The organism is Pseudooceanicola sp. (assembly GCF_029213205.1).
Classification (GTDB): Bacteria; Pseudomonadota; Alphaproteobacteria; order Rhodobacterales; family Rhodobacteraceae; genus Pseudooceanicola.
The window spans coordinates 41055-67228 of the sequence record NZ_JARGNH010000017.1 but is presented as its reverse complement, the minus strand read 5'-3'; the positions used below and the strand labels follow the sequence as shown (position 1 = coordinate 67228).

At 63.7% G+C, this 26174-nt stretch carries 24 protein-coding genes and 1 pseudogene; 11 read left to right on the top strand and 14 right to left on the bottom strand.

Annotation, left to right across the window (positions count from 1 at the left end; all coding sequences use genetic code 11):
• Positions 1 to 64: 64 nt before the first annotated feature.
• A complete protein-coding gene (locus tag P1U48_RS13010; RefSeq protein WP_301069481.1) occupies positions 65 to 1534 on the bottom strand; it encodes an AMP nucleosidase in 1470 nt (489 codons plus the stop codon).
• Between the two features lie 83 nt (positions 1535 to 1617).
• Between P1U48_RS13010 and P1U48_RS13005 the strand changes: the two genes are divergently transcribed.
• Entirely contained in the window at positions 1618 to 2472 is an 855-nt protein-coding gene (locus P1U48_RS13005) for an SDR family oxidoreductase (RefSeq protein WP_301069480.1), read from the top strand.
• Positions 2473 to 2480: 8 nt separating this feature from the next.
• On the opposite strand, the gene dxs is transcribed toward P1U48_RS13005, so the two are convergent.
• The 9 genes from dxs to P1U48_RS12960 form a co-directional block, all read right to left on the bottom strand.
• Complete coding sequence (dxs, locus tag P1U48_RS13000; protein ID WP_301069478.1) at positions 2481 to 4409, bottom strand: 1-deoxy-D-xylulose-5-phosphate synthase; 1929 nt, start codon at positions 4407 to 4409, stop codon at positions 2481 to 2483.
• A 33-nt stretch (positions 4410 to 4442) separates the two neighbouring features.
• Entirely contained in the window at positions 4443 to 5246 is an 804-nt protein-coding gene (locus P1U48_RS12995; protein WP_301069500.1) for a polyprenyl synthetase family protein, read from the bottom strand.
• Between the two features lie 59 nt (positions 5247 to 5305).
• The gene (locus P1U48_RS12990) at positions 5306 to 5548 is read right to left on the bottom strand and encodes an exodeoxyribonuclease VII small subunit (RefSeq protein ID WP_301069477.1); all 243 of its coding nucleotides are present in this window, start codon (positions 5546 to 5548) and stop codon (positions 5306 to 5308) included.
• Positions 5549 to 5649: 101 nt separating this feature from the next.
• A complete protein-coding gene (locus P1U48_RS12985) occupies positions 5650 to 6582 on the bottom strand; it encodes a histone deacetylase family protein (RefSeq protein WP_301069475.1) in 933 nt (310 codons plus the stop codon).
• Between the two features lie 85 nt (positions 6583 to 6667).
• Positions 6668 to 8014: an FAD-dependent oxidoreductase gene (locus tag P1U48_RS12980; RefSeq protein ID WP_301069473.1), complete on the bottom strand. Its 1347-nt coding sequence runs from the start codon at positions 8012 to 8014 to the stop codon at positions 6668 to 6670.
• A complete protein-coding gene (locus P1U48_RS12975; RefSeq protein WP_301069471.1) occupies positions 8011 to 8826 on the bottom strand; it encodes an ABC transporter permease subunit in 816 nt (271 codons plus the stop codon). The genes P1U48_RS12980 and P1U48_RS12975 overlap by 4 nt, the downstream gene beginning before the upstream one ends.
• Positions 8823 to 9713: an ABC transporter permease subunit gene (locus P1U48_RS12970; RefSeq protein ID WP_301069469.1), complete on the bottom strand. Its 891-nt coding sequence runs from the start codon at positions 9711 to 9713 to the stop codon at positions 8823 to 8825. Before P1U48_RS12970 ends, P1U48_RS12975 begins: the two co-directional genes overlap by 4 nt.
• 100 nt (positions 9714 to 9813) lie before the next feature.
• Positions 9814 to 10935, bottom strand: coding sequence for an ABC transporter ATP-binding protein (locus P1U48_RS12965; RefSeq protein WP_301069468.1), 1122 nt, complete (start codon positions 10933 to 10935; stop codon positions 9814 to 9816).
• Between the two features lie 58 nt (positions 10936 to 10993).
• Entirely contained in the window at positions 10994 to 12076 is a 1083-nt protein-coding gene (locus P1U48_RS12960) for a polyamine ABC transporter substrate-binding protein (protein WP_301069467.1), read from the bottom strand.
• A 138-nt stretch (positions 12077 to 12214) separates the two neighbouring features.
• Here P1U48_RS12960 and P1U48_RS12955 point away from each other — a divergent pair, with 138 nt between their 5' ends.
• The 4 genes from P1U48_RS12955 to P1U48_RS12940 all read left to right on the top strand — a co-directional run bounded on the left by P1U48_RS12955 (position 12215) and on the right by P1U48_RS12940 (position 15098).
• Positions 12215 to 13609, top strand: coding sequence for an aspartate aminotransferase family protein (locus tag P1U48_RS12955; protein ID WP_301069466.1), 1395 nt, complete (start codon positions 12215 to 12217; stop codon positions 13607 to 13609).
• A gap of 119 nt (positions 13610 to 13728) precedes the next feature.
• Positions 13729 to 14262, top strand: a complete 534-nt coding sequence (locus P1U48_RS12950) for a permease (protein ID WP_301069465.1) — start codon at positions 13729 to 13731, stop codon at positions 14260 to 14262.
• Positions 14259 to 14765, top strand: coding sequence for a hypothetical protein (locus tag P1U48_RS12945; protein WP_301069464.1), 507 nt, complete (start codon positions 14259 to 14261; stop codon positions 14763 to 14765). Before P1U48_RS12950 ends, P1U48_RS12945 begins: the two co-directional genes overlap by 4 nt.
• 45 nt (positions 14766 to 14810) lie before the next feature.
• Positions 14811 to 15098, top strand: a complete 288-nt coding sequence (locus P1U48_RS12940) for a DUF1330 domain-containing protein (RefSeq protein WP_301069463.1) — start codon at positions 14811 to 14813, stop codon at positions 15096 to 15098.
• Positions 15099 to 15134: 36 nt separating this feature from the next.
• On the opposite strand, the gene P1U48_RS12935 is transcribed toward P1U48_RS12940, so the two are convergent.
• The 3 genes from P1U48_RS12935 to P1U48_RS12925 are packed head-to-tail and all read right to left on the bottom strand — an operon-like array spanning position 15135 to position 18125.
• Positions 15135 to 15785 carry a GntR family transcriptional regulator gene (locus P1U48_RS12935; RefSeq protein WP_301069462.1) on the bottom strand — a complete coding sequence of 217 codons (651 nt, stop codon included), beginning with the start codon at positions 15783 to 15785 and terminating at the stop codon, positions 15135 to 15137.
• Positions 15778 to 16944, bottom strand: a complete 1167-nt coding sequence (gene argE, locus P1U48_RS12930; protein WP_301069461.1) for an acetylornithine deacetylase — start codon at positions 16942 to 16944, stop codon at positions 15778 to 15780. Before argE ends, P1U48_RS12935 begins: the two co-directional genes overlap by 8 nt.
• A complete protein-coding gene (locus P1U48_RS12925) occupies positions 16941 to 18125 on the bottom strand; it encodes a M24 family metallopeptidase (RefSeq protein ID WP_301069460.1) in 1185 nt (394 codons plus the stop codon). Before P1U48_RS12925 ends, argE begins: the two co-directional genes overlap by 4 nt.
• Positions 18126 to 18292: 167 nt before the next feature.
• Between P1U48_RS12925 and P1U48_RS12920 the strand changes: the two genes are divergently transcribed.
• From P1U48_RS12920 to P1U48_RS12895, 6 genes and pseudogenes are all read left to right on the top strand, one after another.
• On the top strand, positions 18293 to 18553 hold the full coding sequence (locus tag P1U48_RS12920) for a hypothetical protein (RefSeq protein ID WP_301069459.1): 261 nt from the start codon (positions 18293 to 18295) through the stop codon (positions 18551 to 18553).
• Positions 18554 to 18572: 19 nt separating this feature from the next.
• Positions 18573 to 19943 carry an aspartate aminotransferase family protein gene (locus P1U48_RS12915; RefSeq protein WP_301069456.1) on the top strand — a complete coding sequence of 457 codons (1371 nt, stop codon included), beginning with the start codon at positions 18573 to 18575 and terminating at the stop codon, positions 19941 to 19943.
• A gap of 205 nt (positions 19944 to 20148) precedes the next feature.
• Positions 20149 to 21249 carry an ABC transporter ATP-binding protein gene (locus tag P1U48_RS12910; RefSeq protein ID WP_301069454.1) on the top strand — a complete coding sequence of 367 codons (1101 nt, stop codon included), beginning with the start codon at positions 20149 to 20151 and terminating at the stop codon, positions 21247 to 21249.
• 109 nt (positions 21250 to 21358) lie between these two features.
• A complete protein-coding gene (locus tag P1U48_RS12905) occupies positions 21359 to 22477 on the top strand; it encodes an extracellular solute-binding protein (RefSeq protein WP_301069453.1) in 1119 nt (372 codons plus the stop codon).
• Between the two features lie 243 nt (positions 22478 to 22720).
• Positions 22721 to 24388 (top strand): ABC transporter permease, encoded by a 1668-nt coding sequence (locus P1U48_RS12900; protein ID WP_301069452.1) that lies wholly within the window; start codon positions 22721 to 22723, stop codon positions 24386 to 24388.
• A pseudogene (locus P1U48_RS12895) lies at positions 24384 to 25247 on the top strand (ABC transporter permease); the annotation flags it as partial. The gene P1U48_RS12900 and the pseudogene P1U48_RS12895, both read left to right, overlap by 5 nt.
• Positions 25248 to 25296: 49 nt before the next feature.
• On the opposite strand, the gene rlmJ reads toward P1U48_RS12895, so the two are convergent.
• A complete protein-coding gene (gene rlmJ, locus P1U48_RS12890; RefSeq protein WP_301069450.1) occupies positions 25297 to 26073 on the bottom strand; it encodes a 23S rRNA (adenine(2030)-N(6))-methyltransferase RlmJ in 777 nt (258 codons plus the stop codon).
• Positions 26074 to 26174 lie beyond the last annotated feature (101 nt).

Here is a 26174-nt window from a genome sequence, read left to right as displayed (position 1 = left end):
CAATTTGTGTAATAAAACAAGGCAAAAACTGCGCTTTGGGTCCTTTTTCCCCGACGTCAGCCCGTCAGAGGAAGGCGGTTTCATCAAAGGACCGCAATTTCCGGCTGTGGATCCGCTCCAAAGGCATCTCCCGCAGGGTTTCCATGGCTTTTATACCGATCATCAGATGCCGCGACACCTGGGTCTTGTAGAAATCGCTGGCCATGCCCGGCAATTTCAATTCGCCATGCAGCGGTTTGTCTGAAACGCAGAGCAGGGTGCCATAGGGCACCCGAAAGCGGAATCCATTGGCGGCGATGGTGGCGCTTTCCATATCCAGCGCCACGGCGCGGGATTGTGACAGCCGTTGCACCGGGCCGCTCTGATCGCGCAATTCCCAGTTGCGGTTGTCCAGCGTTGCCACAGTGCCGGTGCGCATGATCCGTTTCAGGTCATAGCCCTGCAGCGCGGTGACATCGGCCACCGCCTTTTCCAGCGCCACCTGAATTTCCGCCAGCGCCGGGATCGGCACCCAGACCGGCAGGTCGTCGTCCAGCACCTTGTCCTCGCGCAGATAGGCATGGGCCAGAACGAAATCGCCCAGGCTCTGGGAATTGCGCAGACCGGCGCAATGGCCGACCATGATCCAGGCATGTGGACGCAGCACCGCGATATGGTCGGTGGCGGTCTTGGCGTTGGAGGGGCCGATGCCGATGTTGACCAGGGTGATGCCGCCATTGCCGGGCCGTTTCAGGTGATAGGTCGGCATCTGCGGCATCTTCGGGCTGGACGGCAGATCGCCCAGCGGCGTGGTGATCTCGGCATTCCCGGTCGAGACAAAGCTGGTATAGCCGCTGTCCGGGTCGGCCAGCATCCGTCGGGCAAAGCTTTCGAATTCGCTGACATAGAACTGGTAGTTGGTGAACAGAACATGGTTCTGGAAATGCTCGGGGTCGGTGGCGGTGTAATGCGCCAGCCGGGCCAGCGAATAATCCACCCGCTGCGCGGTGAACGGCGCCAGCGGCCGCGCCGCAGCCGGCACCTGGGTGTAGGTGCCGTTGACGATGTCGTCATTGGTGGTCGACAGATCTGGCACGTCAAAGAAATCACGCAGCGGGAAATCGGCGGCACCCTCTTGCGGCACGGAGACTTCGGCATCCGAGGCGACGGCGAAATGCAGCGGCATCGGCGTGTCGGATATCCGCACTTCGACCGGCACCGCGTGGTGTTCGATCAGCAGACCGATCTGCTGGCGCAGGTAATTGGCGAACAGCCGGGGCCGGGTGATCGTCGCGGCATAGGTGCCGGGTGCGGGGACATGGCCAAAACTCAACCGGCTGTCGATCTTGGCATGGGTCGTGGTGGTGATCCGCACCTCGGGATAAAACGCCCGGATCCGTGAGGCGGGTTCGCCCTCGGCCAGGGCCTGCCGAAAAGCCGCGCGCAGAAAGGCGGTGGCCGCGTCGTAATCCGCGATCAACCGATCCACCGCTGCGGCAGCATCGGTGAAGCTTTCGGCGGGTTTCTGCGAGGGGATGCGAATTTCGGTTCTCATAGCTCTCGTTCTGACCGGAGCTTGCGGCGGGCGCAAGCCCATCGGCCCTTGCCAGAGCGCCCGTCGCGACGCATTTGGGGGGGATGAACACCTTGCTCTCCCTCGGCCATGGCTATAGCGCCCGCGCCCTCGCCCAATTGCTGCCGCCAAAGGATTGGCGCATTCACGCCACCACAAGGTCGCCGGACAAGGCTGCGGCCCTGCGCGGCGGTACGGTCGTGGCCCATGTGTTTCCCGGCGATGACCTGACCGCGACGCTGGACGCCGCGACCCATCTGCTGATCTCCGCCGGACCAGATGCCGAGGGCGATCCAATGCTGCGCCATCTGCGCGCCGCCATCACGGCGCGGGCGGGTCAGTTCGCCTGGGTCGGTTACCTGTCCACCACCGGGGTTTATGGCAATCATGACGGCGGCTGGGTGGACGAGGCGACGCCGCTGACCCCCTCGACACGGCGCGGGAAATGGCGGGTCGCCGCCGAGGCGGAATGGCGCGCCATTGCCGGCCTGCCGCTGCATGTCTTTCGCCTGGCCGGGATCTATGGCCCCGGGCGCGGCCCCTTTGCCAAGGTGCGCGCCGGCACGGCGCGGCGGATCGTCAAGCCCGGCCAGGTATTCAGCCGCATCCATGTCGCGGACATCGCCCAGGTGCTCGCCGCGTCGATGGCGCGCCCCGATCCCGGTGCCGTTTACAACCTCTGTGACGACGACCCGGCCCCGCCCGAGGATGTCATCGCCCATGCGGCCACCCTGCTGGACCTGCCGCTGCCACCAGAGGAAAACTTCGCGACCGCCGAGATGACGCCGATGGCACGCAGCTTCTATGCCGAAAGCAAGCGGGTCAGAAACGACCGGATCAAGGACGATCTGGGGGTACGGCTGATCTATCCGACCTATCGTGACGGGCTGGCGGCGCTGCTGGAGGCCGGTGGCGACTGAGCCCCGGCTCAGGCCTTGCGCGCGTCCAGCCGGGCGACGCCCAGCACATCCAGCACCCTGGCCTCGATATCGGCCGCGTTCAGCCCTGCGACCTCATACATGCGACGCGGATCGGCCTGGTTGATAAAGATGTCGGGCAGAACCATGGAGCGGAATTTCAACCCGGTATCGAGCGCCCCGGCGTCAGCCAGAAGCTGCGCCACATGGCTGCCAAAGCCGCCAACCGCACCCTCCTCAATGGTGATCAGCGCCTCGTGATCGGCGGCCAGCGACAGGATCAACTCGCGGTCCAGCGGCTTGGCAAAGCGGGCATCGGCGACGCTCGGGGAAATCCCCCGCGCCTCAAGCGCCTCTGCCGCCTTCACCACCTCATCCAGTCGGGTGCCAAAGGACAACAGCGCCACCCGCGCCCCGTCACGGATCATGCGGCCCTTGCCGATCTCCAGCACCTCGCCCTTGTCCGGCAGGCTGACGCCAACGCCTTCGCCGCGCGGATAGCGAAACGCAATCGGGCCATTGTCATGGGCGGCGGCGGTGGCCACCATATGGCGCAGCTCGGCCTCGTCAGCGGCGGCCATCACGGTGAAGCCGGGCAGATTGGCCAGAAAGGCGACGTCGAAACTGCCGGCATGGGTCGCGCCATCGGCGCCGACAAGCCCAGCCCGGTCAATGGCGAACCGCACCGGCAGACGCTGAATCGCCACATCATGCACAACCTGATCGTAACCGCGTTGCAGAAAGGTCGAATAGATCGCGCAGAACGGACGCATCCCGCCCGCAGCCAGCCCGGCGGCAAAGGTCACCGCATGCTGTTCGGCAATGCCCACATCGAAACAGCGCGACGGATAGCGCCCGGCCATCAAGGTCAGGCCGGTGCCATCCGGCATCGCGGCGGTGACGGCGCAGATCCGGGAATCCTCGGCGGCCAGCTGCACCAGCGTTTCGCCAAAGACCTTGGTATAGCTCGGCGCATTGGATTTCGACGGTTTCTGTTCGCCGGTGGCCGGGTCAAACTTGCCGGTCGCATGACCGCCGTCGCGGGCCTGTTCGGCGGGGGCGAAACCCTTGCCTTTCTTGGTGATCACATGGATCAGCATCGGCCCGGTGGCCCGCGCCTTGACGGTGCGCAGCACCGGCAACAGCTGGCTCAGGTCATGGCCGTCAATGGGGCCGACATAGGAAAACCCGAGCTCTTCGAACAGGGTGCCGCCCACCGTCATGCCCTTCAGTATTTCCTTGGCGCGTTTGGCGCCCTCCTGGAACGGGCTTGGCAGCAGGCTGACCGCACCCTTGGCGGCGGCCTTGAATTCCTGGAACGGCGCACCGGCGTAGAGGCGGGACAGATAGGCCGAAAATGCCCCCACCGGCGGCGCGATCGACATCTCGTTGTCGTTCAGCACCACGATCAGCCGCTTGCCCAGATGGCCGGCATGGTTCATCGCCTCGAACGCCATCCCGGCGCTCATTGCGCCATCGCCGATCACCGCGATGGCATCGCCCAGACCTTCCTCGGTCACGCCACCCAGATCGCGGGCCACGGCAAAGCCGAGCGCCGCGGAGATCGAGGTCGAGCTGTGCGCGGCGCCGAAGGGGTCGAACGGGCTTTCGCTGCGCTTGGTGAAGCCCGAGAGCCCGCCCTCCTGACGCAGGGTGCGGATGCGGTCGCGACGGCCGGTCAGGATCTTGTGCGGATAGGCCTGGTGGCTGACGTCCCAGATCACCTTGTCGCGCGGGGTGTCAAATACGGTGTGCAGGGCGACGGTCAATTCGATCACGCCCAGCCCGGCACCGAGGTGGCCGCCGGTCTCGCTGACCGCCGAAATCGTCTCGGCGCGCAGGTCATCGGCGACGCGGCGCAATTCACTTTCGCTCATCGCCTTGAGATCGGCGGGCGACTGCACCCGGTCGAGGTCTGGCGTCTTCGGTCGGGTTGTCATCGGTCCAGCCCCTCCCTTGCGGTGGCGGTGGGTTCAGCTTTGCCGTGCAATAGCGAAGCGGGCGGCATCCCGCAAGTTTTCGGCATCGCCCCCATAGGGCGCCAGCGCGTCACAGGCCTGTTCGACAAGATCCGCCGCCCGGGCCCGCGCGCCATCGAGCCCCAGCAACGAGACGAAGGTCGCCTTGCCCGCCGCCCCATCCTTGCCCAGCCGCTTGCCCGCGGCCTGTTCGCTGCCCTCGACATCCAGAATGTCATCGGCAATCTGAAAGGCCAGACCAAAAGCGCGGGCATAAACACGCAGGGCCAAAGGATCGCCCCCCGCCATCAGCGCCCCGGCGGCGGCGGACCATTCGAACAGCGCCCCGGTCTTGCCCGCCTGCAGCGCGGTGATCTCGGCCAGGGTCAGCGGCGTGGCGGCGGTTTCGGCGGCGATGTCCATCGCCTGTCCCAGAACCATGCCCCGGCCCCCCGCCGCCCGGGCCAGGCTCAGCGCCAGATCGGCGCGCAGCGCAGCGGTGCCGACCTCAGGCCGGGTGGCGCATTCAAAGGCCAGCGCCTGCAGAGCGTCACCGGCCAGGATCGCAATCGCCTCGTCCCATTTCACATGCACCGTCGGCTGGCCGCGGCGCAGGTCGTCGTCATCCATCGCCGGCAGGTCGTCATGCACCAGCGAATAGGCATGCATCGCTTCGATGGCCGCAGCAGGCCAGATCGCCCGGTCCTGGGGAACCCCGTGCAGGCGCGCACTTTCCAGCACCAGAAAGCCGCGCAACCGCTTGCCGCCACCCGCCGCATGGCGCATCGCGTCACCGACCACGCCGGGGTGATCGGCCAGAACCCGGGTCAGATGCGCCTCGAGCGCCACGGCGGCGGCGGAGAGCGCGGTGTCAAAACTCACTGCGGTTCGACAAGCGTGGTGCCGGTGGGCTGACCCTGCGCATCAAGGGTGATGGCCGCCACCTTTTCCTCGGCATCCTTCAGCCGCGCCTCGCAGCGGGCTTTCAGCTCCGCGCCGCGCTGATAGAGCGCAATGGATTCGTCCAATGGCACGTCGCCACGTTCCAATTGGGCGACGACCCCTTCGAGCTCTTTCATCGCCTGTTCGAACGTCATTTTTTCGACGGGTTGATCTGTCACGGGCACGGTCCTCCGGCTGCTCACCGGCGCAGCATATCCGGCGGGCGCGGCGGGTGCAAAGGGCGAAGAATTATCGCGAAAATTCTTGTCAAAAGTCTTGGCTAAGACTTTTGTCCGGCGGCGATCAAAGCGTCGACATGCACCGCCGCGCTATTGGCCAGCGCGTCCAGGTCATAGCCCCCCTCGAGGCAGGAGACGACCCTGCCGTTGCAAACCTCGGCGGCCAATTCACAGATCGCCTCGGTGATCTCGGCGAAATCCGCCTCGACCAGGCACAACCCGGCCAGCGGATCGTCCCGGTGCGCATCGAATCCGGCTGAGATCAGGATCAGCTCGGGCGCAAAGTCGCGCAGGCGCGGCAGGATGCGGTCCGCGAGGATTGTCCGATAGGCATGGCCATCGGCGCCCGCGCGCAGCGCGATATTCATCACATTGTCATGGCCGCCGGTCTCTTCAGGCGCGCCGGTGTCGGGATAGAGCGGCATCTGGTGGCTCGAAATGAACAGGATGCGCGGATCGTTTTGCAGCAGGTCCTGGGTGCCATTGCCGTGATGCACGTCGAAATCGACAATCGCCACCCGCGTCAGCCCGTGCCGCTCCAGCGCATGTTTGGCGGCGATAGCGACATTGCCGAACAGGCAGAACCCCATCGGCGTTTCGGTTTCGGCGTGATGCCCGGGCGGGCGACAGGCGACAAAGGCATTGTCGGCCTGCCCCTGCAGCACCAGATCGACCGCCTTGAGCGCCCCGCCGGCGGCGCTGAGGGCGGCGGTCAGAGACCCCGGTGACATCCAGGTGTCTGGGTCGAGCTGGACAACGCCTTCGGCCGGGCCGGTGGCGCGAATCCGCGCGACATAGCGGGCCGGGTGCGCCAGCTCCAGATCGGCGTCAGCCGCCTGCGGCGCCGCCACTCGCAGCAGATCCTTGCCGTCGAGCATTGCCAGCACCGCCTGCAGCCGGGCCACCCGCTCCGGGTGACCCTCCGGCGTGATATGGGCCAGGCAATCGGGATGGCTGATCAGGGCTGTTGTCATGGCTGAAGCCTATGCCGCCGCCCCGATCCGGGCAAGCCGGGTTGGCGCGCGCCCTGCTGGTCCTGACACCCCATCGCCGCCCCAGTCAGCGATCGGTCAGCCGGGCCCAGCCATATTCGGCGGCCAGCCAGGCCCGGCGCAACGGGCCCAGCGGAAACCGAGGCGGCGGCGCGGCAAAGGCGCGCGGGATCGCAACCCGGTCCGGATCATTCCCGTTTGATCCCAGCGCCAGATCGGCAAGCGCCTTGCCGCAATAGGATCCCATCGCCACGCCATTGCCGTGATAGCCGAAGGCGGCAAAGGCGCCGGGCAGCTCGGGGATGGCGCCGCAGAACGGGGTCAGGCTGGCGGTCAGGCAGACCATGCCAGACCAGTGATGCGGGGTTTCCACCGCGCGCCAGGCCGGGAACAGGCGGTCGAAATCGGCGCGCACCTTTTGGGCGATCCTGGCGTCATTGGCCTGCGAGGCGATCAGCCCGCCGCGCTGGCCAAACACCATCCGGTTGTCTGGTGTCAGGTGGAAATAATGCAGGAGCCGCCGGTCCTCATAGGCCATCTGCGGGCTGGTCCAGCCCTGCGCCGCCAGTTCTGCCGGGCTCATCACCCGCGTCGCCAGCATCGAGCTTTGCGCCGGCAAGAACCTGTGGCGCAGCCAGGGCGGCAGGTTTTCGGCGCTATAGCCATTGGTGCTGATCAGCAGGCGGCGGGCGCGAATACTGGCCTGCGGCGTGGTCAGGCGGAAACCTTCGGCGGCGGGCGCAATGGCGGTGACCGGACTGTCACCGAACAGGCGCGCCCCGGCAGACTTGGCCGCGGCCACCAACCCAGCCAGGTATTTGCGCGGGTGCAGGGCAAAGCCGACCGGCAGGATCAAGGCGCCATGAAAGCCGCTGTTCAGCCCGTGCTCGGCCAAGGCGCTGGCCTCGATCAACCTGGTCTTGACCCCGTAGCGGCGGTCAATCTCGGGCTGGGCCCGGCGCAGCGCCTCGAATTTGGCAGGGCTATGCGCCATCATCGCCTCGCCCTCGGAATGGCGGTCAACGTCAAGCCCGAGCCGGTCGATCAGCGTCGCGACATGCGCCACCGCCGCCATTTCGGCCTGGCGGACCTCTGCCGCCGCGCCGCGGCCATGGCGCCGCTCAAGCTGCGCGTCGCTGGCGCGCGCGCCGCCGATGCAGCAGAAGCCGCCGTTGCGGCCAGAGGCACCAAAGCCGGGGAATTCGGCATCGAACAGAGCCACATCCGCCCCAGCCTCAGCCAGCGCCAACGCCGCGTTCAACCCGGTATAGCCGCCGCCAATGATCGCGAAATCCGCGATGATCATGCCGCTCGCGGTCGGGACTTGCAGATCGACAGCGGCGATTTCCTCGGTCCAGGCGCATTTGCGGATCGGACCCAGGGAATAGGCATAGTGGCCATAGGGGCGTTTCATGCGCGATCCGCCGCGTGTTCTTCGGCGTTGCGGCGGACCGCGGCGCGCTTGGTCAGCAGCGAGGCGGTGATCACCCCAATGGTGACAATCGCGATCATAATCGTCGACAGCGCGTTGATCTCGGGCGAAACCCCGAGGCGCACCGCCGAATAGATCTTGATCGGCAGGGTGGTGGCCGAGGGCCCGGCGGCGAAAGAGGCAATCACCAGATCATCCAGCGACAGGGTAAAGGCCAGCAACCAGCCGGCGATCACCGCCGGGGCGATGATCGGCAGGGTGACCAGGCGGAACGCCGCGAAAGGGGTGCAGCCCAGGTCGAGCGCCGCCTCTTCCAGCGCGCGGTCAAAGCTGACCAGCCGCGAGGAGACCACGACCGAGACATAGCACATCGAAAAGGTGGTATGGGCCAGGATGATGGTGAAAATCCCCCGGTCGAGTCCAATGCCGATGAACAGCAACAGCAGCGACAGGCCGGTGATCACCTCGGGCATCACCAGCGGCGCATAGATCATCCCGGAAAACAGGGTGCGGCCATAAAAACGCCCGGCACGGACCAGCACATAGGCGGCCATGGTGCCAAGGACGGTGGCCATGGTCGAAGAGACCACCGCGACCTTCAGGGTCACCCAGGCGGCATCGAGAAAGGCCTCGTTGTGCAGCAACTCGCCATACCATCTGGTCGAGAACCCGGCCCAGACGGTGACCAGTTTCGAGGCGTTGAAACTGTAGATCACCAACACCACCATCGGCAGGTAGAGAAAAGCCAGCCCGAGGGTAAGCGAGGTGACATTGAACCACGACAGCCGTCTCATCCTTCGGCCTCGCGCTGTTTTTGTTCCTGACGCTGGAACAGCACGATCGGGATCACCAGGATCAGCAACAGGACCACCGCCACCGCCGAGGCGACCGGCCAGTCGCGGTTGGAAAAGAACTCCTCCCACAGCACCTTGCCGATCATCAGGGTGCGCGAGCCGCCGAGCAGCGAGGGGATGACGAATTCACCGACCGCCGGGATGAAGACCAGGAAACAGCCGGCGATCACCCCGTTCTTGGACAACGGCAGGGTGATCAGCCAAAACGCCGAGGTCCGCGAACAGCCCAGATCTTCGGCCGCTTCAAGCAGCGAGCCATCCAGCCGTTCCAGCGCCGCGTAGATCGGCAGGATCATGAAGGGCAGGTAGGTGTAGACGATGCCGATATAGACGGCGGTGTTGGTGTTCAGGATCTGCAGCGGGCTGTCGATGATCCCGGTCCAGGTCAGGACCTGATTCAGAATGCCTTCGTTGGCGAGGATCCCCATCCAGGAATAGACCCGGATCAGAAAACTGGTCCAGAACGGCAGGATCACCAGCATCATCAGGGTCGGGCGCCATTCATCCGGGGCCCGGGCCATGGCATAGGCAATCGGAAAGCCGACCAGCAGCGTCATCAGCGTCGACAGCGCCGCGATCCTGAGCGAGGAGAGATAGGCCTTCCAGTAAAGATCGTCGCTGGTCAGGAAGACGAAGTTTTCGCCATCCAGCGCCCCGAAGAAGTCCTTGATCCCCTGCCAACCCGCAGCCAGGTCGATCTGCGGCGCATAGGGCGGAATCGCCAGCACCGTGTCGCTGAGCGAGATTTTCAACACGATCGCAAACGGGATCAGGAACAGCGCGAACAGCCAGAGATAGGGGATGGCGATCAGGATCAGGCGGCGCATCGCGACCCCGCTGACGGTTTGGGGGCGCTGCCCCCGTCGCGCCATAGCGCGACTCCCCCGGAATATTTCCGGCAAGATGAAGCTGGAGGGCGGCGCAGGGTCATTTGTCCAGCAGCACCCCGGCGGTGTCGGTCCAACTGATCCAGACCTCGTCCTCCCAGGTGAAGCTGCGGCGTTCGATGCGGCGGGTGTTGGCGGTCTGCGCCTTGAGCACCTGACCGCTGGGCAGCGCCACGTGATAGGTCGAGATATTGCCAAGATAGGCAATGTCGAGGATCCGGCCCTGCAATGCATTCGCCGCCTTTGGCCTTTCGGCGGAAATCGCGATTTTCTCGGGGCGGATCGCCAGCCAGCAGTGCTGATCCGGGGCAAAGGTTTTGGTGGTCGTGGCGATCAGCGGCAGCTGGCCCTCGGCCCAGGCCAGGCTGACCTTGTCGCCGCTCTGGCGGGCGCTTGCCTCGATGATATTCACGTCGCCGATGAAATCCGCCACATATACGGAATCGGGGGTCTCATAGATCCGGTCAGGCGTGGCGACCTGAATCAACCGGCCCTCGTCCATCACCGCAACGCGCGAGGCAACGGTCATCGCCTCTTCCTGGTCATGGGTGACGATGACGAATGTGGTGCCGGTCTTTTCCTGGATATCCATCAGCTCGAACTGGGTTTCTTCACGCAATTTGCGATCCAGCGCGCCGAGCGGCTCGTCGAGAAGCAGCAGTTTCGGCGCCTTGGCCAGCGACCGCGCCAGCGCCACCCGTTGCCGTTGGCCGCCAGAAATCTGATGCGGCTTGCGGTGGCTGAACTTTTCCAGCCGGGTGAGTTTCAGCATCTCCTCGACCCGGGCGGCGATGGCGGCCTTGTCGCGGCCCTCGCGGCGCAGGCCAAAGGCGATGTTGTCCCAGACCGACAGATGCGGGAACAGCGCGTAGCTCTGGAACATCATGTTCACCGCGCGCTTGTTCGGCGGCACCGGGGCAATGTCCTGTCCGGCCAGCAGGATCGTGCCCGCGCTGGGCGTTTCGAAGCCGCCGAGCATCCGCATCAGAGTGGTCTTGCCGCAGCCGGAGGGGCCGAGCAGGGCAAAGAATTCACGGGCGTAGATGCCGAGCGTGATGTCGTCGATGGCGGTGAAATCGCCAAACCGTTTGGTCACGCCCTGAAAGCTGATCAGCGGCTTTTCGTCGGGGTCGTTCCAGGGGGCAAATACAGTTTGCGGCATGACGCCTCCGGTCTGGGCCGGGCCGCGCGAATGCCGCGCGGACCCTGTGCCATATGCGTCAGGTGCCGGATTTGACCCGGGTCCAGATCCGGGTCACCACCCGCTGCACCTTGGGATCATAGGGCGAGACCGAATAGAGGTTGTCCAGCGTGGCCGCATCCGGGTAGATCGCCCCGTCGCCGATCACATCCTCATTCAGGAATTCCTGTGAGGCCTTGTTGCCATTGGCGTAATAGACATAGTTCGACGCCGCCGCCATGTTCTGCGCATCCATGATGAAATTCAGGAATTTATGGGCGCCGTCCGGGTTCGGGGCATCGGCGGGGATCGCCATCTGGTCAAACCACATCAGCGCACCCTCCTTGGGGGCGTGAAAGGCAATCTCATTGCCATTGTCGGCCTCGGCAGCCCGGTCACGGGCCTGCAGGATGTCACCGGACCAGCCGAAAGCGACGCAGATGTCGCCATTGGCCAGGGCGTTGATATATTCCGAACTGTGGAATTTCTGCACATAGGGGCGGACCGCCTCGAGCACTTTGGCGGCCTCCTCGATCTTGGCCGGGTCCTTGCTGTCGGGATCCTCGCCAATGTATTTCAGCGCCGCCGGGATCATTTCGGTCGGGGCATCCAGGAAATGCACGCCGCAGGCGGCCAGCTTTTCCATATTGGCCGGATCGAACACCAGTTCGAGGCTGTCGATCGGCGCATCGGCGCCCAGCGTCGCGGTCACCTTGCCGATATTGGCGCCAATGCCGGTGGTGCCCCACATGTAGTTGATAGAATAGGCATTGTCGGGATCGTATTGCGCGGTGCGCTTGGCGATCACATCCCACAGGTTTTGATGGTTCGGCAATTTCGCCAGATCGAGTTTTTGAAACGCCCCGGCGCTGATCTGCCGTTGCAGGAAGGTGCCGGTCGGCACCACCACATCATAGCCCGAGCCGCCGGCCAGCATCTTGGTTTCCAGCAGCTCGTTGCTGTCAAAGACATCATAGATCAGGTTGATCCCGGTCTCGGTCTGAAACTTGGCCAGCAGATTTTCGTCGATGTAATCGGACCAGTTGTAGACGCGCACATCCTCGGCCATGGCGGCGGTGCCAATGGCCAGAGCGGCGGCGATCGAAACAAGTGTCTTGGTCATAAGTGTGTCTCCCGTTGGACGTTGCTTGGTCTGACGTCCTTGCCCGATGATCCAAGCAACAAATTGGTGTTATGGCAATATGGCGTTTCATACGGCGGCGGCGTAGCGTCCTGACGTAACCCAGCAATCAGGTGCCCCATGTCCGCGATTACCAACCATTTGCCAACCTCCGAACTGCAGGCGCTGGACGCAGCGCATCACATGCACCCGTTTTCGACCCAGAATGATTTCAACACCCGCGGCGCCCGGGTGATCACCAGCGCCAGGGGCTGCTATCTGCACGACAGCGATGGCGTCGAAATCCTTGACGCGATGGCTGGGCTCTGGTGCGTCAACATCGGCTATGGCCGTGAGGAACTGGCTGAGGCGGCGGCGCGGCAGATGCGCGAACTGCCGTATTACAACACGTTCTTCATGACCACCCATGTGCCGGTGATCGCGCTGGCGGCGAAACTGGCAGACCTGGCGCCGGGCGATCTGAACCATGTGTTTTTCGCGTCGAGCGGATCCGAGGCAAATGACACCAATATCCGCATGGTGCGCAGTTATTGGGCAGAAAAAGGACAGCCCGAGCGTGATGTGATCATCGGCCGCTGGAACGGCTATCACGGGTCCTCGATGGGGTCGGCCTCGCTCGGCGGTATGGTCGGGATGCATGCACAGGGCGGGCTGCCGATTCCCGGCATTGCCCATATCGGTCAGCCGAACTGGTGGGCCGAGGGCGGCGAGATGACAGCAGAGGCCTTTGGTCTGGCCCGCGCGCAGGAGCTGGAGGCCAAGATCCTGGAAATCGGGGCGGATCGCGTCGGCGCCTTTATCGCCGAGCCGGTGCAGGGCGCCGGCGGGGTGATTGTGGCGCCGGACAGCTATTGGCCCGAAGTGCAGCGGATCGTCGACAAATACGGCATCCTGCTGATCGCCGATGAGGTGATCTGTGGCTTTGGCCGCACCGGCCATTGGTTCGGCTCGCAGGCGATGAACATCCGCCCGCATATCATGACCATCGCCAAGGGATTGTCGTCAGGCTATCAGCCGATCGGTGGCTCGATTGTCTGCGACGAGGTGGCGGCGGTGCTGGGGGCCTGTGAATTCAACCACGGTTACACCTATTCCGGCCATCCGGTGGCCTGTGCCGTGGCGTTGGAAAACCTGCGGATCCTGGAAGAGGAACAGATCGTCGAGCGGGTGCACGACGTGACCGGCCCCTACCTCAAGGCGCAATTCGAAAGCCTCGCCGATCATCCGATGGTCGGTGAGGTCAAGATCGTCGGGATGATGGGGTCGCTGGCCCTGACCCCGGACAAGGCCAGCCGCGCGGCCTTTGCCGCCGAGACCGGGACCGTCGGCTATATGGTGCGCGAGCGCTGCTTCGCCAACAACCTGATCATGCGCCATGTCGGCGACCGGATGATCATCTCGCCGCCGCTGGTGATTTCCGAATCCGAGATCGACCTGCTGATCGCCCGCGCCCGGAAATCGCTGGACGAAGGCATGGCGGCCGTCAAAGCGGCGGGACTCTGGGAGGCGGGATAATCCGGGGCGGCTGAACCGCCCTGAAAAATACATGCCCGAGTCATTGATTTCCCCACGCGGCTCGGCCAGACTCGGCCAACGCGCCCGCTGACCGGGCGGGGCATGAAGGCCGACCGCATATGAAGATTGCCAAGACCGATATCGTGTTTTTCCTGCTGGCCAGCGTCACCGGCGGCATCTGTTATGCCCGGTTCGGCGCCGATCCAGTGATCGACGGGACGGTCAAGGCGGGAATCTTGCTGCTCGAAATCCTGCCGCAACTTGTCGCCGGTCTGCTGATCGGCGGGCTGGTGACCCGGCTGGTCAGTCGCGAAAAGGTCGCCCGCTGGCTCGGCGGGGCCTCGGGGCTGACCGGGCTGATGCTGGCGACGATTGCCGGTCTGCTGACGCCGGGCGGGCCGTTCACCTCATTCCCGATGGTCTATGCGCTCTGGATCGCTGGGGCGGATGCCGGGGCGCTGATCGCCTTTATCTCGGCCTGGTCGCTGCTTGGCTTCAACCGGCTGATCGTATGGGAATTGCCCTTGCTGGGGGTCGAATTCAGCCTGATCCGCTATGCCGCCTGCCTGCCGCTGCCGATCCTCGCGGGTGTGCTTGCGCGCTGGCTGACCCGCTGGCCGGCGTTTCAGCTCAAATCGCCCGAGGCGGAATGAACGGTCCACTGATCATCGTCTGGGTCGCGGTTCTGATCCTCGGCTATTTTGTCTGGCGGCGCGAAGGCCCGAGGGGATTGCGCGCCGGGGCAGCCTCGGCGGCCGGAATCAGCAAGACCCTGGTGCTGCGGCTGCCGCTGGCGCTGCTGGCGGCGTCTTTCCTGGTGCAGATCGTGCCGATCGAGCCGATGTCGCGGCTGATCGGCCCGACTTCGGGCGTGATCGGGATCTTCATTGCCTCGCTGCTTGGCGGGCTGTTGCCGGGGGGGCCGATGACCTCGTTCCCGATTGCCATCGTGTTCATCGAAGGCGGCGCCGGGATTCCACAGATGGTCGGGCTGATCGGCGGTTGGTCGGTGTTCGCGCTGCACCGGTTGCTGGCCTATGAAGCCCCGATCATGGGCTGGCGCTTTGTCGCGTTGCGGCTAGGCTCTTGCCTGATCTTGCCGCTGCTGGCCGGGCTGATCACCGAAGTCATCGTCGCGGTGACACCGCTGGGTTAGACCGGCCGCGAGACCGACAACCGAACCAGACAACAGGAGCGCCAGATGCCCAAAGGCTACATCATCGGCCATATCACCGTGAACGATCCCGAAGCCTATGCCGAATATATCCGCCTCGACACGCCGATTCTGGCGGCACTGGGCGGCACATTCGTGGTGCGCGGCGGTCAGAGCCAGGTCACCGAGGGCAAGGCCGAGGCGCGGCATGTGGTGATCGAATTCCCCAGCTACGCCGCCGCGCTGGCCGCCTATCACGACCCTGAATACCAAAAGGTCGCCGATATTCGCCGCCGCTCGGCCAGCAGCACGATCCTGGTGGTTGAAGGCGTCTGACCCAATTCAGATCTGGCCCGGTCCGGCGCAGCGCGCCTAGACGTCGCGCATCAAGCGCCGCACCGACATCGAGATATGGGCGCGGCGGATCAGGGCGGCGGCCAGTGCGTCGCCGCTGCGCAGCGCCAGGGCGCAGTCGTTCAATTCGCGGATGAACACCGCGCATTCCTCGGACAGGTCCAGATCGGCAATCTGGCGCAGCCAGACCCGGGCGGTGCGGTAGTAGAGTGTTTCGGACACCTCACGCAGCACCAGATTGTCGGTCAGGGTCAGGCCGAAATCGAAAAAGGCCATGTTCAGCCGGACGAATTCGCGCGGCTCGGGCCGCCGGGTCAGCGCCTCGGCCTCAGCCATGATATTGCTGAGACGTGCCAGATGGGCGTCGGTCGGTTGCACCGGCGCCATCCGCCCGACCAGCTCGGCCAATTCGCTGCGCAGGGCATAGGTCTGCGCCAGCTCTTCCTCGCCGGGATCGGTGACCAGGGTGCCGATGCCATGTTGCGATTGCACCAGCCCCTCGTCCTCAAGCCGGGCCAGAACCCGGCGGATCGGGGTCCGCGACATGCCATAATCGGCGGCAATCTCGGCCTCTGACAGCCGCGACCCCGGTGGCCAGTCGAGCAGGCAAATCCGTTCGCGCATCACCCGGTGCAGCCGATCCAGACGGTCGCGCACATCCTCAGCCATGGGCGGTCAACCGGTCCGCAAGACCGGAGAGCATGTCGAGACAGGCGGTCAGCTGCCCGGTCTCAAGATATTCGTCAGGCTTGTGCGCCTGTTCAATCGACCCGGGACCGCAGACCACCACATCCATGCCGATATCCTGATAGAGCCCGGCCTCGGTGCCAAAGGCCACCAGATCGGCGCCATTGGCACCGGTCAGTTCGGCAACGATTGCAAGCGCCGCATTGCGGTCTGCCGGTTGCAGCCCGGCGACCTCGCCCAACACCTCGGTGACGATGGAGGCGTCGGTTGCGACGCGCTGCATTTCGGGCAGCAGGATATCCTCGGCATAGCCGTTGATCAGGCGTTTGACGAAATCCGCATCGGTCTTTTGCACCGGCCTCATTTCCCATTCAACTTCGGCCAGCCCGGGTATCACGTTGGGCGCATGGCCACCAGACAGCCGCCCGATGTTGATGGTGGTCCAGGGCGGTTCGAACCGGCTGTCCGGCGGCGTGCGATGCCGCAGCGTCTCGCGCAGTTCCAGCAGGCGGGTGACATAGCGGGCGGCGAATTCGGCGGCATTCACCCCCATTTCGGGACGCGATCCATGACCTTCAACGCCGGTAAAGGTGACGCGGTATTCGCAGCAGCCCTTGTGACCCTCGACAATCCGCATCGAGGTCGGCTCGCCAACGATGGCCAAGGCCGGGCGGGCGACGCGATCCTTGAGCACGTCGGCAAGCGACTGCGCCCCGAGACAGCCGATTTCCTCGTCATGGGTAAAGGCGAAATGCACCGGTCGGGTCAGCTTGCGCGCATTGAACAGAGGCGCCGATGCGATGCAGGCCGCCAGAAACCCCTTCATGTCACAACTGCCACGACCATAGAGCCGGTCGCCCTCCTGCCACATCGCGAAAGGGTCGCCGGTCCAGGGCTGATCCTCGACCGGGACCACGTCGGAATGGCCCGACAGCATGATGCCGCCGGGTTCCTCTGGCCCGATACTGGCAAACAGGTTGGCCTTTTGCCCGGTCGCGTCCAGCATCACCTCGACCCGGGCGCCTGCGTCCTCAAGCCGGGTGGCCATATGGGCAATCACCTCGGTATTGGCCTCGGAAGACACCGTCGGATGGGCGATCAGATCCGCCAGGATCGCGGTGGTGGTGGCCAGATCGCTCATGCTTTCACATACATCTTGCGCGGCCGATCGCAGAGGCATTCTGCGGCACCGTCCGCCTTGATCAGGATGGATTCGGTAATCTCCAGCCCCCAATCGGCCATCCAGAGACCGGGCATGAAATGAAAGGTCATGCCGGGTTCCAGAACCGTCTCATCTTCGGCCCGGAAGGAAATCGTGCGCTCGCCCCAATCCGGCGGATAGGACAGCCCGATCGGATAGCCACAGCGTTCACCGCGGGTGATCTTGGCCCGCTCCAGCGGTCCGGCCAGGGCATTGGCGACGTCACAGGCTCGGTTGCCGGCGCGGGCGGCATCAATCCCGGCCTCCAGCCCCTCGACCAGCGCCGCCTCGGCGGCAAGCAGGATATCAGAGGGCTTGCCAAGGAACAGGGTCCGGCAGAACGGCGCGTGGTAGCGGCGATAGCAGCCGGAGATCTCAAAAAACGTCGCTTCGCCCTCGATAAAGGGCCTGCCGTCCCAGGTCAGATGCGGCGCGGCGGCGTCCGATCCCGAGGGCAGCAGGGGCGGGATCGCGGCGTAATCGCCCCAGGCGCCGTCGACGCCGTTGATAGCGTCGCGATAGATTTCCGCCACCACCTGGTTCTTTTGCACCCCGGGTTCGACCCGCTCAAGCAGGCCATCGACGATCTTTTCCGAGATCCGCGCGGCATGGCGCATGAACACCAGCTCTTCGTCGGATTTGACGGTGCGCTGCCAATTCACCAACGCGGTGGCGTCGTGAAAGGTGGCGTCAGGCAATTCATGGGTCAGCACCGCATGCGCCTTGGCGGAATAATAGTAATTCTCCATCTCCACCCCGATATGCACGGTGCCGACGCCCATCGCCACCAGATTGGCGGCCAGGTCCTGCATCGGGTGGCGGTCGGTGCTCTGCACGAAATTATCGACATAGCCGTGGATACGGCTGTCCTCCATCCAGACGGTGCGCAGGGCGCCGTTGCGATCCTGCATCCGGCCCCACCACCAGGGGTCACGATCCAGAAAGACGACGACGCCCTGATGGACATAAAAGCTCCAGCCGTCATAGCCGGTGAGCCAGGCCATGTTGGACGGGTCGGAAACGCACAGCACCTCGATTCCTGCCGCCTGCATCGCCAGCCGGGTCTTGTTCAAGCGGCGCTGATATTCGGTATCCGAAAAGGGAATCGATTTGCGGATCATGCTGGTCTCCGGCGCTGGTTTGGGCCCTGACAGGGATTTGGTGACAGGTTGTGCACAACCGTGCCGCTCCAAAACCGAACCAAACAGGTCGTTTTCGGAAAACATCAGTGGTTAACCATGCGTCAGAGTTGACGTTTGGGCATTTTAGAGCGTGTTGTGCACAACATATGAGCAAAGCGACCAAACCCATGGTGACGATGGCGGCCGTAGAAACGGCGGCGGGGGCCCTTGCGGACCGGGCTGACGCGACTCCGCTGATCCTCGACAATGGCAATCTCACCGACATCCGCGCCGCCGCCCGGCATCTGGCCCCGGCTGAGGTGAAGTGTGCCGGGGTGACCGGAACCGGAGCGCAGGACACCGCCATCGCCAGCCATGTGGCCGGGCTCTTGGCCAACACGAAAACCGGGCAGATCATCACGACCTGACCCCAGGAAAGGAGGCGCCATGCTGCGCAACGACCAGCTTGATCAATGGGACCGGGAGAATTTCTTTCACCCCTCCACCCATCTCGCCCAGTTCGCCCGGGGCGAGCTGCCAAATCGCGTCATCCGCACCGCCAGCGGCTGCCATATCGAGGATCGCGACGGCACCCGCCTGCTCGATGCCTTTGCCGGGCTCTATTGCGTGAATGTCGGCTATGGCCGAATGGAGATCGCCGAAGCGATTGCCGATCAGGCGCGCGAACTGGCCTATTACCACGCCTATGTCGGCCACGGCACCGAGGCCTCGATCACCCTGGCCAAGATGGTGCTGGACCGGGCGCCGAAGGGGATGAGCAAGGTCTATTTTGGCCTTGGTGGATCGGATGCAAACGAGACCAACATCAAGCTGATCTGGTATTACAACAACATCCTCGGGCGGCCGGAAAAGAAAAAGATCATCTCGCGCTGGCGTGGCTACCACGGCTCGGGGGTGATGACCGGATCGCTGACCGGGCTGGCCGGGTTCCACAACAAGTTCGACCTGCCGCGCGCGCCGATCCTGCACACCACCGCGCCGTATTTCCTGCGCCGCGAGGACCAGAGCCAGGACGAGGCGGCATTTACCGCGCAATGCGTGGCCGACCTTGAAGAGATGATCGCCCGAGAAGGCGCCGACACCATCGCCGCGTTCATTGGTGAGCCGCTGATGGGCACCGGTGGCATCGTGCCGCCGCCCGCCGGCTACTGGCCCGCAATTCAGGCGGTGCTGGATCGCCATGACATCCTGTTGGTCGCCGATGAGGTGGTGACCGGGTTTGGCCGTCTGGGCACGATGTTCGGGTCCGATCACTACGGTATGCGCCCGGATTTGATCACCATCGCCAAGGGGCTGACCAGCGCCTATGCGCCGCTGTCCGGCTCGATTGTCGGGGACAAGATGTGGAAAGTTCTGGAACAGGGCACCGATGAAAACGGGCCGATCGGCCATGGCTGGACCTATTCCGCCCATCCGATCGGCGCGGCCGCCGGGGTTGCCAATCTGAAGCTGATCGACGAGCTGAACCTGGTCGCAGCGGCGGGCAAGACCGGCGCCTATCTGAACGCCGCGCTGCGCGCTGCGGTCGGCGGTCATGCTCAGGTCGGTGAAGTGCGCGGCGATGGGATGATTGCGGCGGTCGAGTTCATGAAGGACCCGGCGAACGGCAGCTTCTTTGAGGCCAGCGACGGGATCGGCGCCAAGGTCGCCGCCGCGATGCTGGACCAGGGGGTCATCGCCCGGGCGATGCCGCAGGGCGACATCCTGGGCTTTGCACCGCCGTTCTGCCTGACCGAGTCAGAAGCCGACGAGATCGCAGACAAGACCGCCAAGGCCGTTGCCAAGGTTCTGGGCTAGGGACGATTCGAACAGGCGATTGCAGATTATTTCAAAACCGGCGCGGCCTTGGAAACTATTGCCCGATCTGCAGTCGCTTCCCTAGCGTCATATCGGATTTGCACCGGTTTCACCGCCTACCGGTTGCATTTTGGGCCGCGAAAATGTTTAGTATCAGGAAATAAAGCGGAAATATAACCGCGCATAAGACAACGGGGAGCCGCTTTTGGCTGATGGAAACACAAGCGACGCTTTCGTCGCATTCGAACGCGTTCAGAAGAGCTACGACGGCGAGACACTGGTCGTCAAAGACCTGAACCTGGCGCTGCCCAAGGGCGAGTTTCTGACCATGCTCGGACCGTCGGGATCGGGCAAAACCACCTGCCTGATGATGCTGGCCGGGTTTGAAACCGCCACCCATGGCGAAATCCTCCTGGATGGCAAACCGATCAACAACATCCCGCCGCACAAGCGCGGCATCGGCATGGTGTTCCAGAACTACGCCCTGTTCCCGCATATGACCGTGGCCGAAAACCTTGCCTTTCCGCTTGAGGTTCGCAAGATCGGCAAGTCCGATCGCGAGGCCAAGGTGAAGCGCGCCCTCGACATGGTGCAGATGGGCGATTTCGGCGGTCGCCGCCCGGCGCAGCTTTCGGGTGGTCAGCAGCAGCGGATCGCCCTGGCCCGCGCCCTGGTGTTCGAGCCTGAACTGGTGCTGATGGACGAACCACTGGGCGCGCTCGACAAGCAATTGCGCGAACATATGCAGTTCGAGATCACCAACCTCGCCCATTCCCTAGGAATCACCACGGTCTATGTGACCCATGACCAGACCGAGGCGCTGACCATGTCTGATCGCGTTGCGGTGTTCGACGATGGCCGCATTCAGCAGCTGGCGCCGCCAGATCAGCTCTATGAAAGCCCGCAGAACAGCTTTGTCGCGCAGTTTATCGGCGAGAATAACACCCTGTCCGGCATCGTGACTGCGGTTGATGGCGAGCTGTGCAATGTCACCCTGGACGATGGCGAAACCATTGTCGCCAAGGCAGTGAACATCGCTGGGGTCGGCGAAAGAACCCAGGTTTCGATCCGCCCTGAGCGGGTCGAATACAACAAGGAACGGATGGCCGAAGGCGTGCACACGCTGCATGCCGAAGTGCTTGAATTCATTTATATGGGCGACATTTTTCGCACACGGCTGCGGGTCGCGGGCAAAGAAGATTTCATCATCAAGACCCGGAATGCGCCTGATCAGGTGCGTCTGCGGCGTGGCGACAAGATCGAAATCGGCTGGCTGCCGACCGATTGCCACGCGCTGGATGCCTGACGGGCCGAACTCGCGCCGGTTTCGGTGCGGTTTTGACAGATCCTGAACGTCTTGCCCGTGGCTGGGGATCTCGAACTTCAAATACGGGCTCAAAGCTAGGGAGCACAGTATGAAACTGACCAAGACCCTAATCGCCGGTGTCGCGGTATCCGCGGCGGGCATGGCCTTTGCGGCCAGCCACGGCAACATGGCAAACGAGCTGACGCTCGTGTCCTGGGGCGGCGCCTATCAATCAAGCCAGCAAAAGGCCTATGTCGAACCTTATCTCGGCATGCATGACGACGTGAACGTCGTCTGGGACGAAAGCTCGGCCGAAGCTGTGGCAAAACTGCGCGCCATGAACGAAGCCGGGAACGTCACCTGGGACCTCGTCGATGTCGTGGCATCGGATGGCATTCGTCTCTGCGACGAAGGTCTGGCGATGGAAATCGACCCCGACGAAGACCTGGCAGCGGCGCCTGACGGCACCTCGGCCGAAGACGATTTCGGCGACCTGCTGGTGAGCGACTGCTTTATCCCGCAGATCGTGTATTCGACCACCTTTGGCTATCGCACCGACATGGTGCCGGCTGGCGTCGAAGCCCCGAGCAAAATCTGTGACGTGTTCGACCTGGAAAAATACCCGGGCAAACGGTCGCTGGAAAAACGCCCGATCAACAATATGGAATGGGCGCTGCTCTGCGACGGTGTGGCCAAGGACGCTGTCTATGACGTTCTGGCAACCGAAGCTGGTCAGCAACAGGCGCTGGACAAGCTCGGCACCATCAAGGATCAGGTGATCTGGTGGTCGGCTGGCGCCGATACGCCGCAACTGCTGGCGGATGGCGAGATCTTCATGGGCTCGACCTATAACGGTCGTCTGTTCTCGGTCATCGAAGAGCAGAAACAGCCTGTCGCCATGATGTGGGACGCGCAGGTGTTCGACCTTGACGGCTGGATCATTCCCGCCGGTCTGCCCGCCGATCGTCTGGCCCGGGTCAAGGACTTCCTGACGTTCGCCACCGACACTCAGCGTCTGGCGGATCAGGCGAAGTACATCTCCTACGGTCCGGCACGCCTGTCCTCGGCGCCGCTGGTCGGCAAACATGCCGAGCTGGGCATCGCGATGGGTCCGCATATGCCGACCGATCCGGCCAATGCCAAGAACACGTTCCTCTATAACTACGAGTTCTGGGCGGATTATCGCGACGACATCGACGCGAAATTCCAAGCCTGGTTGGCACAATAAGACACTTGGGCGGGCCTCTGGCCCGCCCATTGCCATCGTGCGAGGCGGCAATCTGCCCGCCTCGCACAGCTCGGGCCGATCGGGCATTTCGTCCGGCGCTCCAAGGCGGCACGACCGCCGGACAGACGACAGGGACATTTGACATGCCAAAGGGCACTATCATCGGCCAGAACTCGGTGACCGACCCCGAGGACGCGATCCAGACGACCACGAAAGCCAACACCAGTGGCAGGAGGGCCTGACATGACGGATTCATCCTTTCAGACCGGCACTCAAGTGGGCGATGAGACGGACAGCCAGACCGGCCTGATGCTTGCCGCCGACGGCACGCCGCTGAAACGCTCGCTGGCGCGCGCCCTGCGGCGTCAGAAGGTGCGGGCGCTGCTGCTGATCGCGCCGCTGCTGCTGTTCGTGATGCTCACCTTTATCGCGCCGATTGCCGACATGCTGTTCCGCTCTGTCGAAAACCAGATTGTGTCGGAAACCCTGCCGCGCACCGTGGCAAAGCTCGATGAGTGGGACGCCGACACCGGAGTCGAACCCGGGATCGAAACCTTTGAGGCGCTTTACGTCGATCTCTTTGTCGCAGCCGAGCGCAAATTGCACACCCGCCTGGGCACCAGGCTGAATTACGAGATGACCGGCGTGTCATCGCTGTTCCGCAAGACCGGGCGCCGGTTGGACGATTTTGGCGAAGTCTATGAAGACCAGTTCAACGCGTTGAATGCGGCGTGGAAAGACCCAAAGACCTGGGTGGCCCTGCTGGCCGCACCCGGCTGGACCACCGCGCAGGCGGATTGGGCCAAGACCAAGAAAGGCGCAGAACCGGCGTTCGAGCTGCGCCCGGGCGTGGCCATGATGCTGCCGCGCACCGCCGAGGCTTACAGCGAATTTGCCAAGTTCATCCAAGAGGTCGACCAGGACAGCCCGACCGACGAAGACCCCTGGACGCTGGTGCATACCGCGCTTTACATGGATCTGACCACGCCGGGTGCCGCCTATTCCGGCCCGATGCCGGATCTGATCGCAGAAGCCCGCACCGCCGCCGTGAATTTCACCAAGTTTGACCTCAAACAAGGGTTCCTGGACGCTGACAAGGACTGGGCCGATCCCCAGGTCTGGGCGACGATCAAGACTTATGCGCCGAAATACACACCGGGCTATTTCCTCAACGCGGCCGACATGCAGCTGACCCCGGACGGGATCGAGGCGCGGCCGGAGAACGAACAGATCTACGGCCTGTTGTTCAAGCGCACGATCTTCATGTCGATCACCATCACCCTGTCCTGCATCATGCTGGGCTATCCGGTGGCCTGGCTGCTCGCCAACCTGCCAATGCGCACCGCCAATCTCCTGATGATCCTGGTGCTGTTGCCGTTCTGGACCTCGCTGCTGGTGCGGACCTCAGCCTGGAAGGTGATGCTGCAACAGCAGGGGGTAATCAACGATGTGTTGGTCTGGCTGCATATCGTGTCGGATGACAGCCGATTGATCATGATCAACAATCAGTTCGGCACCATCGTGGCGATGACGCATATCCTGTTGCCTTTCATGATCCTGCCGCTCTATTCGGTGATGCAGACCATCCAGCCGACCTATCTGCGTGCCGCGAAATCGCTGGGCGCCACCAATTGGACGGCGTTCTGGCGGGTCTATTTCCCGCAATCGGTGCCGGGGATCGGCGCCGGGTCGATCCTGGTCTTCATCCTGGCCATCGGCTATTACATCACGCCGGAAATCGTCGGCGGCACCACCGGGACGTTCATTTCGAACCGGATCGCCTATCACATCTCGTCATCGCTGAACTGGGGGCTGGGCGCCGCGCTCGGGGCCATCCTGCTGGCGGCGGTGCTGATCCTCTACTGGGCCTATGACAAGATCGTGGGCATCGACAACGTGAAGCTGGGGTAAAGACATGAGCGGACTTCCTCCATATGCCACCACCGGCCAACGGATCTGGTATTACGCCTTTCGCGTGATCTGCGGGCTGATCTTCTTTTTCCTGATCGCACCGATCGTGGTGGTGATGCCGCTGTCGTTCAACGCGCAGGATTTCTTTACCTTCACGCCAGAGATGCTGCGCCTCGATCCCGAGGGCTATTCTCTGAAACACTACCGGGATTTCTTTGAAACCTCGGATTGGCAGGCGGCGATGTGGAACTCGCTCAAGATCGCGCCGATGGCGACCTTCCTGTCGGTGAGCTTCGGTACCCTGGCGGCCATTGGCCTGTCTTCGGAACATGTGCCGTTTCGCCGGGCGATCATGGCGATCCTGATCTCGCCGATGATCGTGCCGCTGATTATCTCGGCGGCGGGGATGTATTTCTTCTATTCCCGCATCGGGCTGCAGGGCACCTATCTGGGCGTGGTTCTGGCGCATGCGGTGCTGGGTATTCCCTTTGTCATCATCACGGTGACGGCGACGCTGGTCGGCTTTGACCGGTCGCTGACCCGGGCCTCGGCGAATATGGGGGCCAATCCGGTCACCACCTTCTTTCGGGTGCAGATGCCGCTGATCATGCCCGGGGTGATCTCTGGCGCCCTGTTTGCCTTTATCACCTCATTTGACGAGGTGGTGGTGGTGCTGTTTGTCGGCTCTGCCGGACAAAAGACCCTGCCCTGGCAGATGTTCATCGGATTGCGCGAACAGATCTCGCCGACCATCCTGGCAGTGGCGACGATGCTGGTGGCGATCTCGATCTGCCTGCTGACCGTGGTCGAACTGCTGCGCCGCCGCTCGGAACGGCTGCGCGGGCTGTCGCCGGGCTAGGCGGCGCAACCAGGTCACGATGCAACCATAGGGCGGGGATTTCCCCGCCCTATGTTATTTGGTCGAACCGCTTGCCCAGATCCCGCGCCGCATCGGCCCAGCCCCAGGGCGGGTTGACCATATAAAGCCCCGATCCGATCATCCCATGCCCCGGGCGCGCGGGCGGAAACCGCACCTCGTGCCGAATCGCAGCGTCGATCTGCAGCGCATCGAGCGCGGCACACATCCCGCTCTGCGCGCCGCTCGCCAGGATCGGATACCAGAGCATCAACACCCCGACATTCCACTTGCGATGCAGCTGCGCGATCAGCCGCGGCATCTGCAGATAATCGTCCTTGATCTCATAGGAGGGATCGCAGAGCAGCAGACCCCGGCGCGGCACAGGCGGCGCCAGGCTCAGCGCCATCTGCGGCCCGTCAACCTGCCGGACATCGGCCCCGGGAAGTGCAGCGCGCAGAGCACCCGCCTCCTGCGGGTGCAGATCGGCCAGGATCATCGCGTCGCCGTCGCGCAGCAGGGTTTGCGCAATCAAGGGCGAGCCGGGATAGGCCCGCGGCCCGGCCCGGTCCCGGGCGACGCTGAGGGCGCGGGCATAGGGATGATCCCCGGCAAACCAGCAAGCCACCCGTTCGATCCCCCGCGCCGCCTCGCCGGTCTTGGCGGCCTCGGCCCCGGCCAGATCATACAGCGCGCGCCCGGCATGGGTTTCGATATAGGTCAGCGGCTTGGGTTTCTGCACCAGGTAATCCAGCGCCAGCGCCAGCAGCGCGTGCTTGTGGACATCGGCCAGATTCCCGGCGTGATAGGCATGTTGGTAGGACAGCATCGTCCACTCCTGACCGCCCGGGCGCGACCGGTCAATCCCGACATTGCCCCGGCTTCATCTTGCCGGAAATATTCCCGCCGGAGGCCCGGGGCCCCCGGGGG

Excerpts from the sequence above, each read along its gene's own strand:
- P1U48_RS13010 (WP_301069481.1), bottom strand. The coding sequence starts at position 1,534 with ATGAGAACCGAAATTCGCATCCCCTCGCAGAAACCCGCCGAAAGCTTC.
- P1U48_RS13005 (WP_301069480.1), top strand. The coding sequence starts at position 1,618 with ATGAACACCTTGCTCTCCCTCGGCCATGGCTATAGCGCCCGCGCCCTC.
- dxs (WP_301069478.1), bottom strand. The coding sequence starts at position 4,409 with ATGACAACCCGACCGAAGACGCCAGACCTCGACCGGGTGCAGTCGCCC.
- P1U48_RS12985 (WP_301069475.1), bottom strand. The coding sequence starts at position 6,582 with ATGACAACAGCCCTGATCAGCCATCCCGATTGCCTGGCCCATATCACG.
- P1U48_RS12980 (WP_301069473.1), bottom strand. The coding sequence starts at position 8,014 with ATGAAACGCCCCTATGGCCACTATGCCTATTCCCTGGGTCCGATCCGC.
- P1U48_RS12975 (WP_301069471.1), bottom strand. The coding sequence starts at position 8,826 with ATGAGACGGCTGTCGTGGTTCAATGTCACCTCGCTTACCCTCGGGCTG.
- P1U48_RS12970 (WP_301069469.1), bottom strand. The coding sequence starts at position 9,713 with ATGCGCCGCCTGATCCTGATCGCCATCCCCTATCTCTGGCTGTTCGCG.
- P1U48_RS12965 (WP_301069468.1), bottom strand. The coding sequence starts at position 10,935 with ATGCCGCAAACTGTATTTGCCCCCTGGAACGACCCCGACGAAAAGCCG.
- P1U48_RS12960 (WP_301069467.1), bottom strand. The coding sequence starts at position 12,076 with ATGACCAAGACACTTGTTTCGATCGCCGCCGCTCTGGCCATTGGCACC.
- P1U48_RS12955 (WP_301069466.1), top strand. The coding sequence starts at position 12,215 with ATGTCCGCGATTACCAACCATTTGCCAACCTCCGAACTGCAGGCGCTG.
- P1U48_RS12950 (WP_301069465.1), top strand. The coding sequence starts at position 13,729 with ATGAAGATTGCCAAGACCGATATCGTGTTTTTCCTGCTGGCCAGCGTC.
- P1U48_RS12945 (WP_301069464.1), top strand. The coding sequence starts at position 14,259 with ATGAACGGTCCACTGATCATCGTCTGGGTCGCGGTTCTGATCCTCGGC.
- P1U48_RS12940 (WP_301069463.1), top strand. The coding sequence starts at position 14,811 with ATGCCCAAAGGCTACATCATCGGCCATATCACCGTGAACGATCCCGAA.
- P1U48_RS12935 (WP_301069462.1), bottom strand. The coding sequence starts at position 15,785 with ATGGCTGAGGATGTGCGCGACCGTCTGGATCGGCTGCACCGGGTGATG.
- argE (WP_301069461.1), bottom strand. The coding sequence starts at position 16,944 with ATGAGCGATCTGGCCACCACCACCGCGATCCTGGCGGATCTGATCGCC.
- P1U48_RS12925 (WP_301069460.1), bottom strand. The coding sequence starts at position 18,125 with ATGATCCGCAAATCGATTCCCTTTTCGGATACCGAATATCAGCGCCGC.
- P1U48_RS12920 (WP_301069459.1), top strand. The coding sequence starts at position 18,293 with ATGAGCAAAGCGACCAAACCCATGGTGACGATGGCGGCCGTAGAAACG.
- P1U48_RS12915 (WP_301069456.1), top strand. The coding sequence starts at position 18,573 with ATGCTGCGCAACGACCAGCTTGATCAATGGGACCGGGAGAATTTCTTT.
- P1U48_RS12905 (WP_301069453.1), top strand. The coding sequence starts at position 21,359 with ATGAAACTGACCAAGACCCTAATCGCCGGTGTCGCGGTATCCGCGGCG.
- P1U48_RS12900 (WP_301069452.1), top strand. The coding sequence starts at position 22,721 with ATGACGGATTCATCCTTTCAGACCGGCACTCAAGTGGGCGATGAGACG.
- rlmJ (WP_301069450.1), bottom strand. The coding sequence starts at position 26,073 with ATGCTGTCCTACCAACATGCCTATCACGCCGGGAATCTGGCCGATGTC.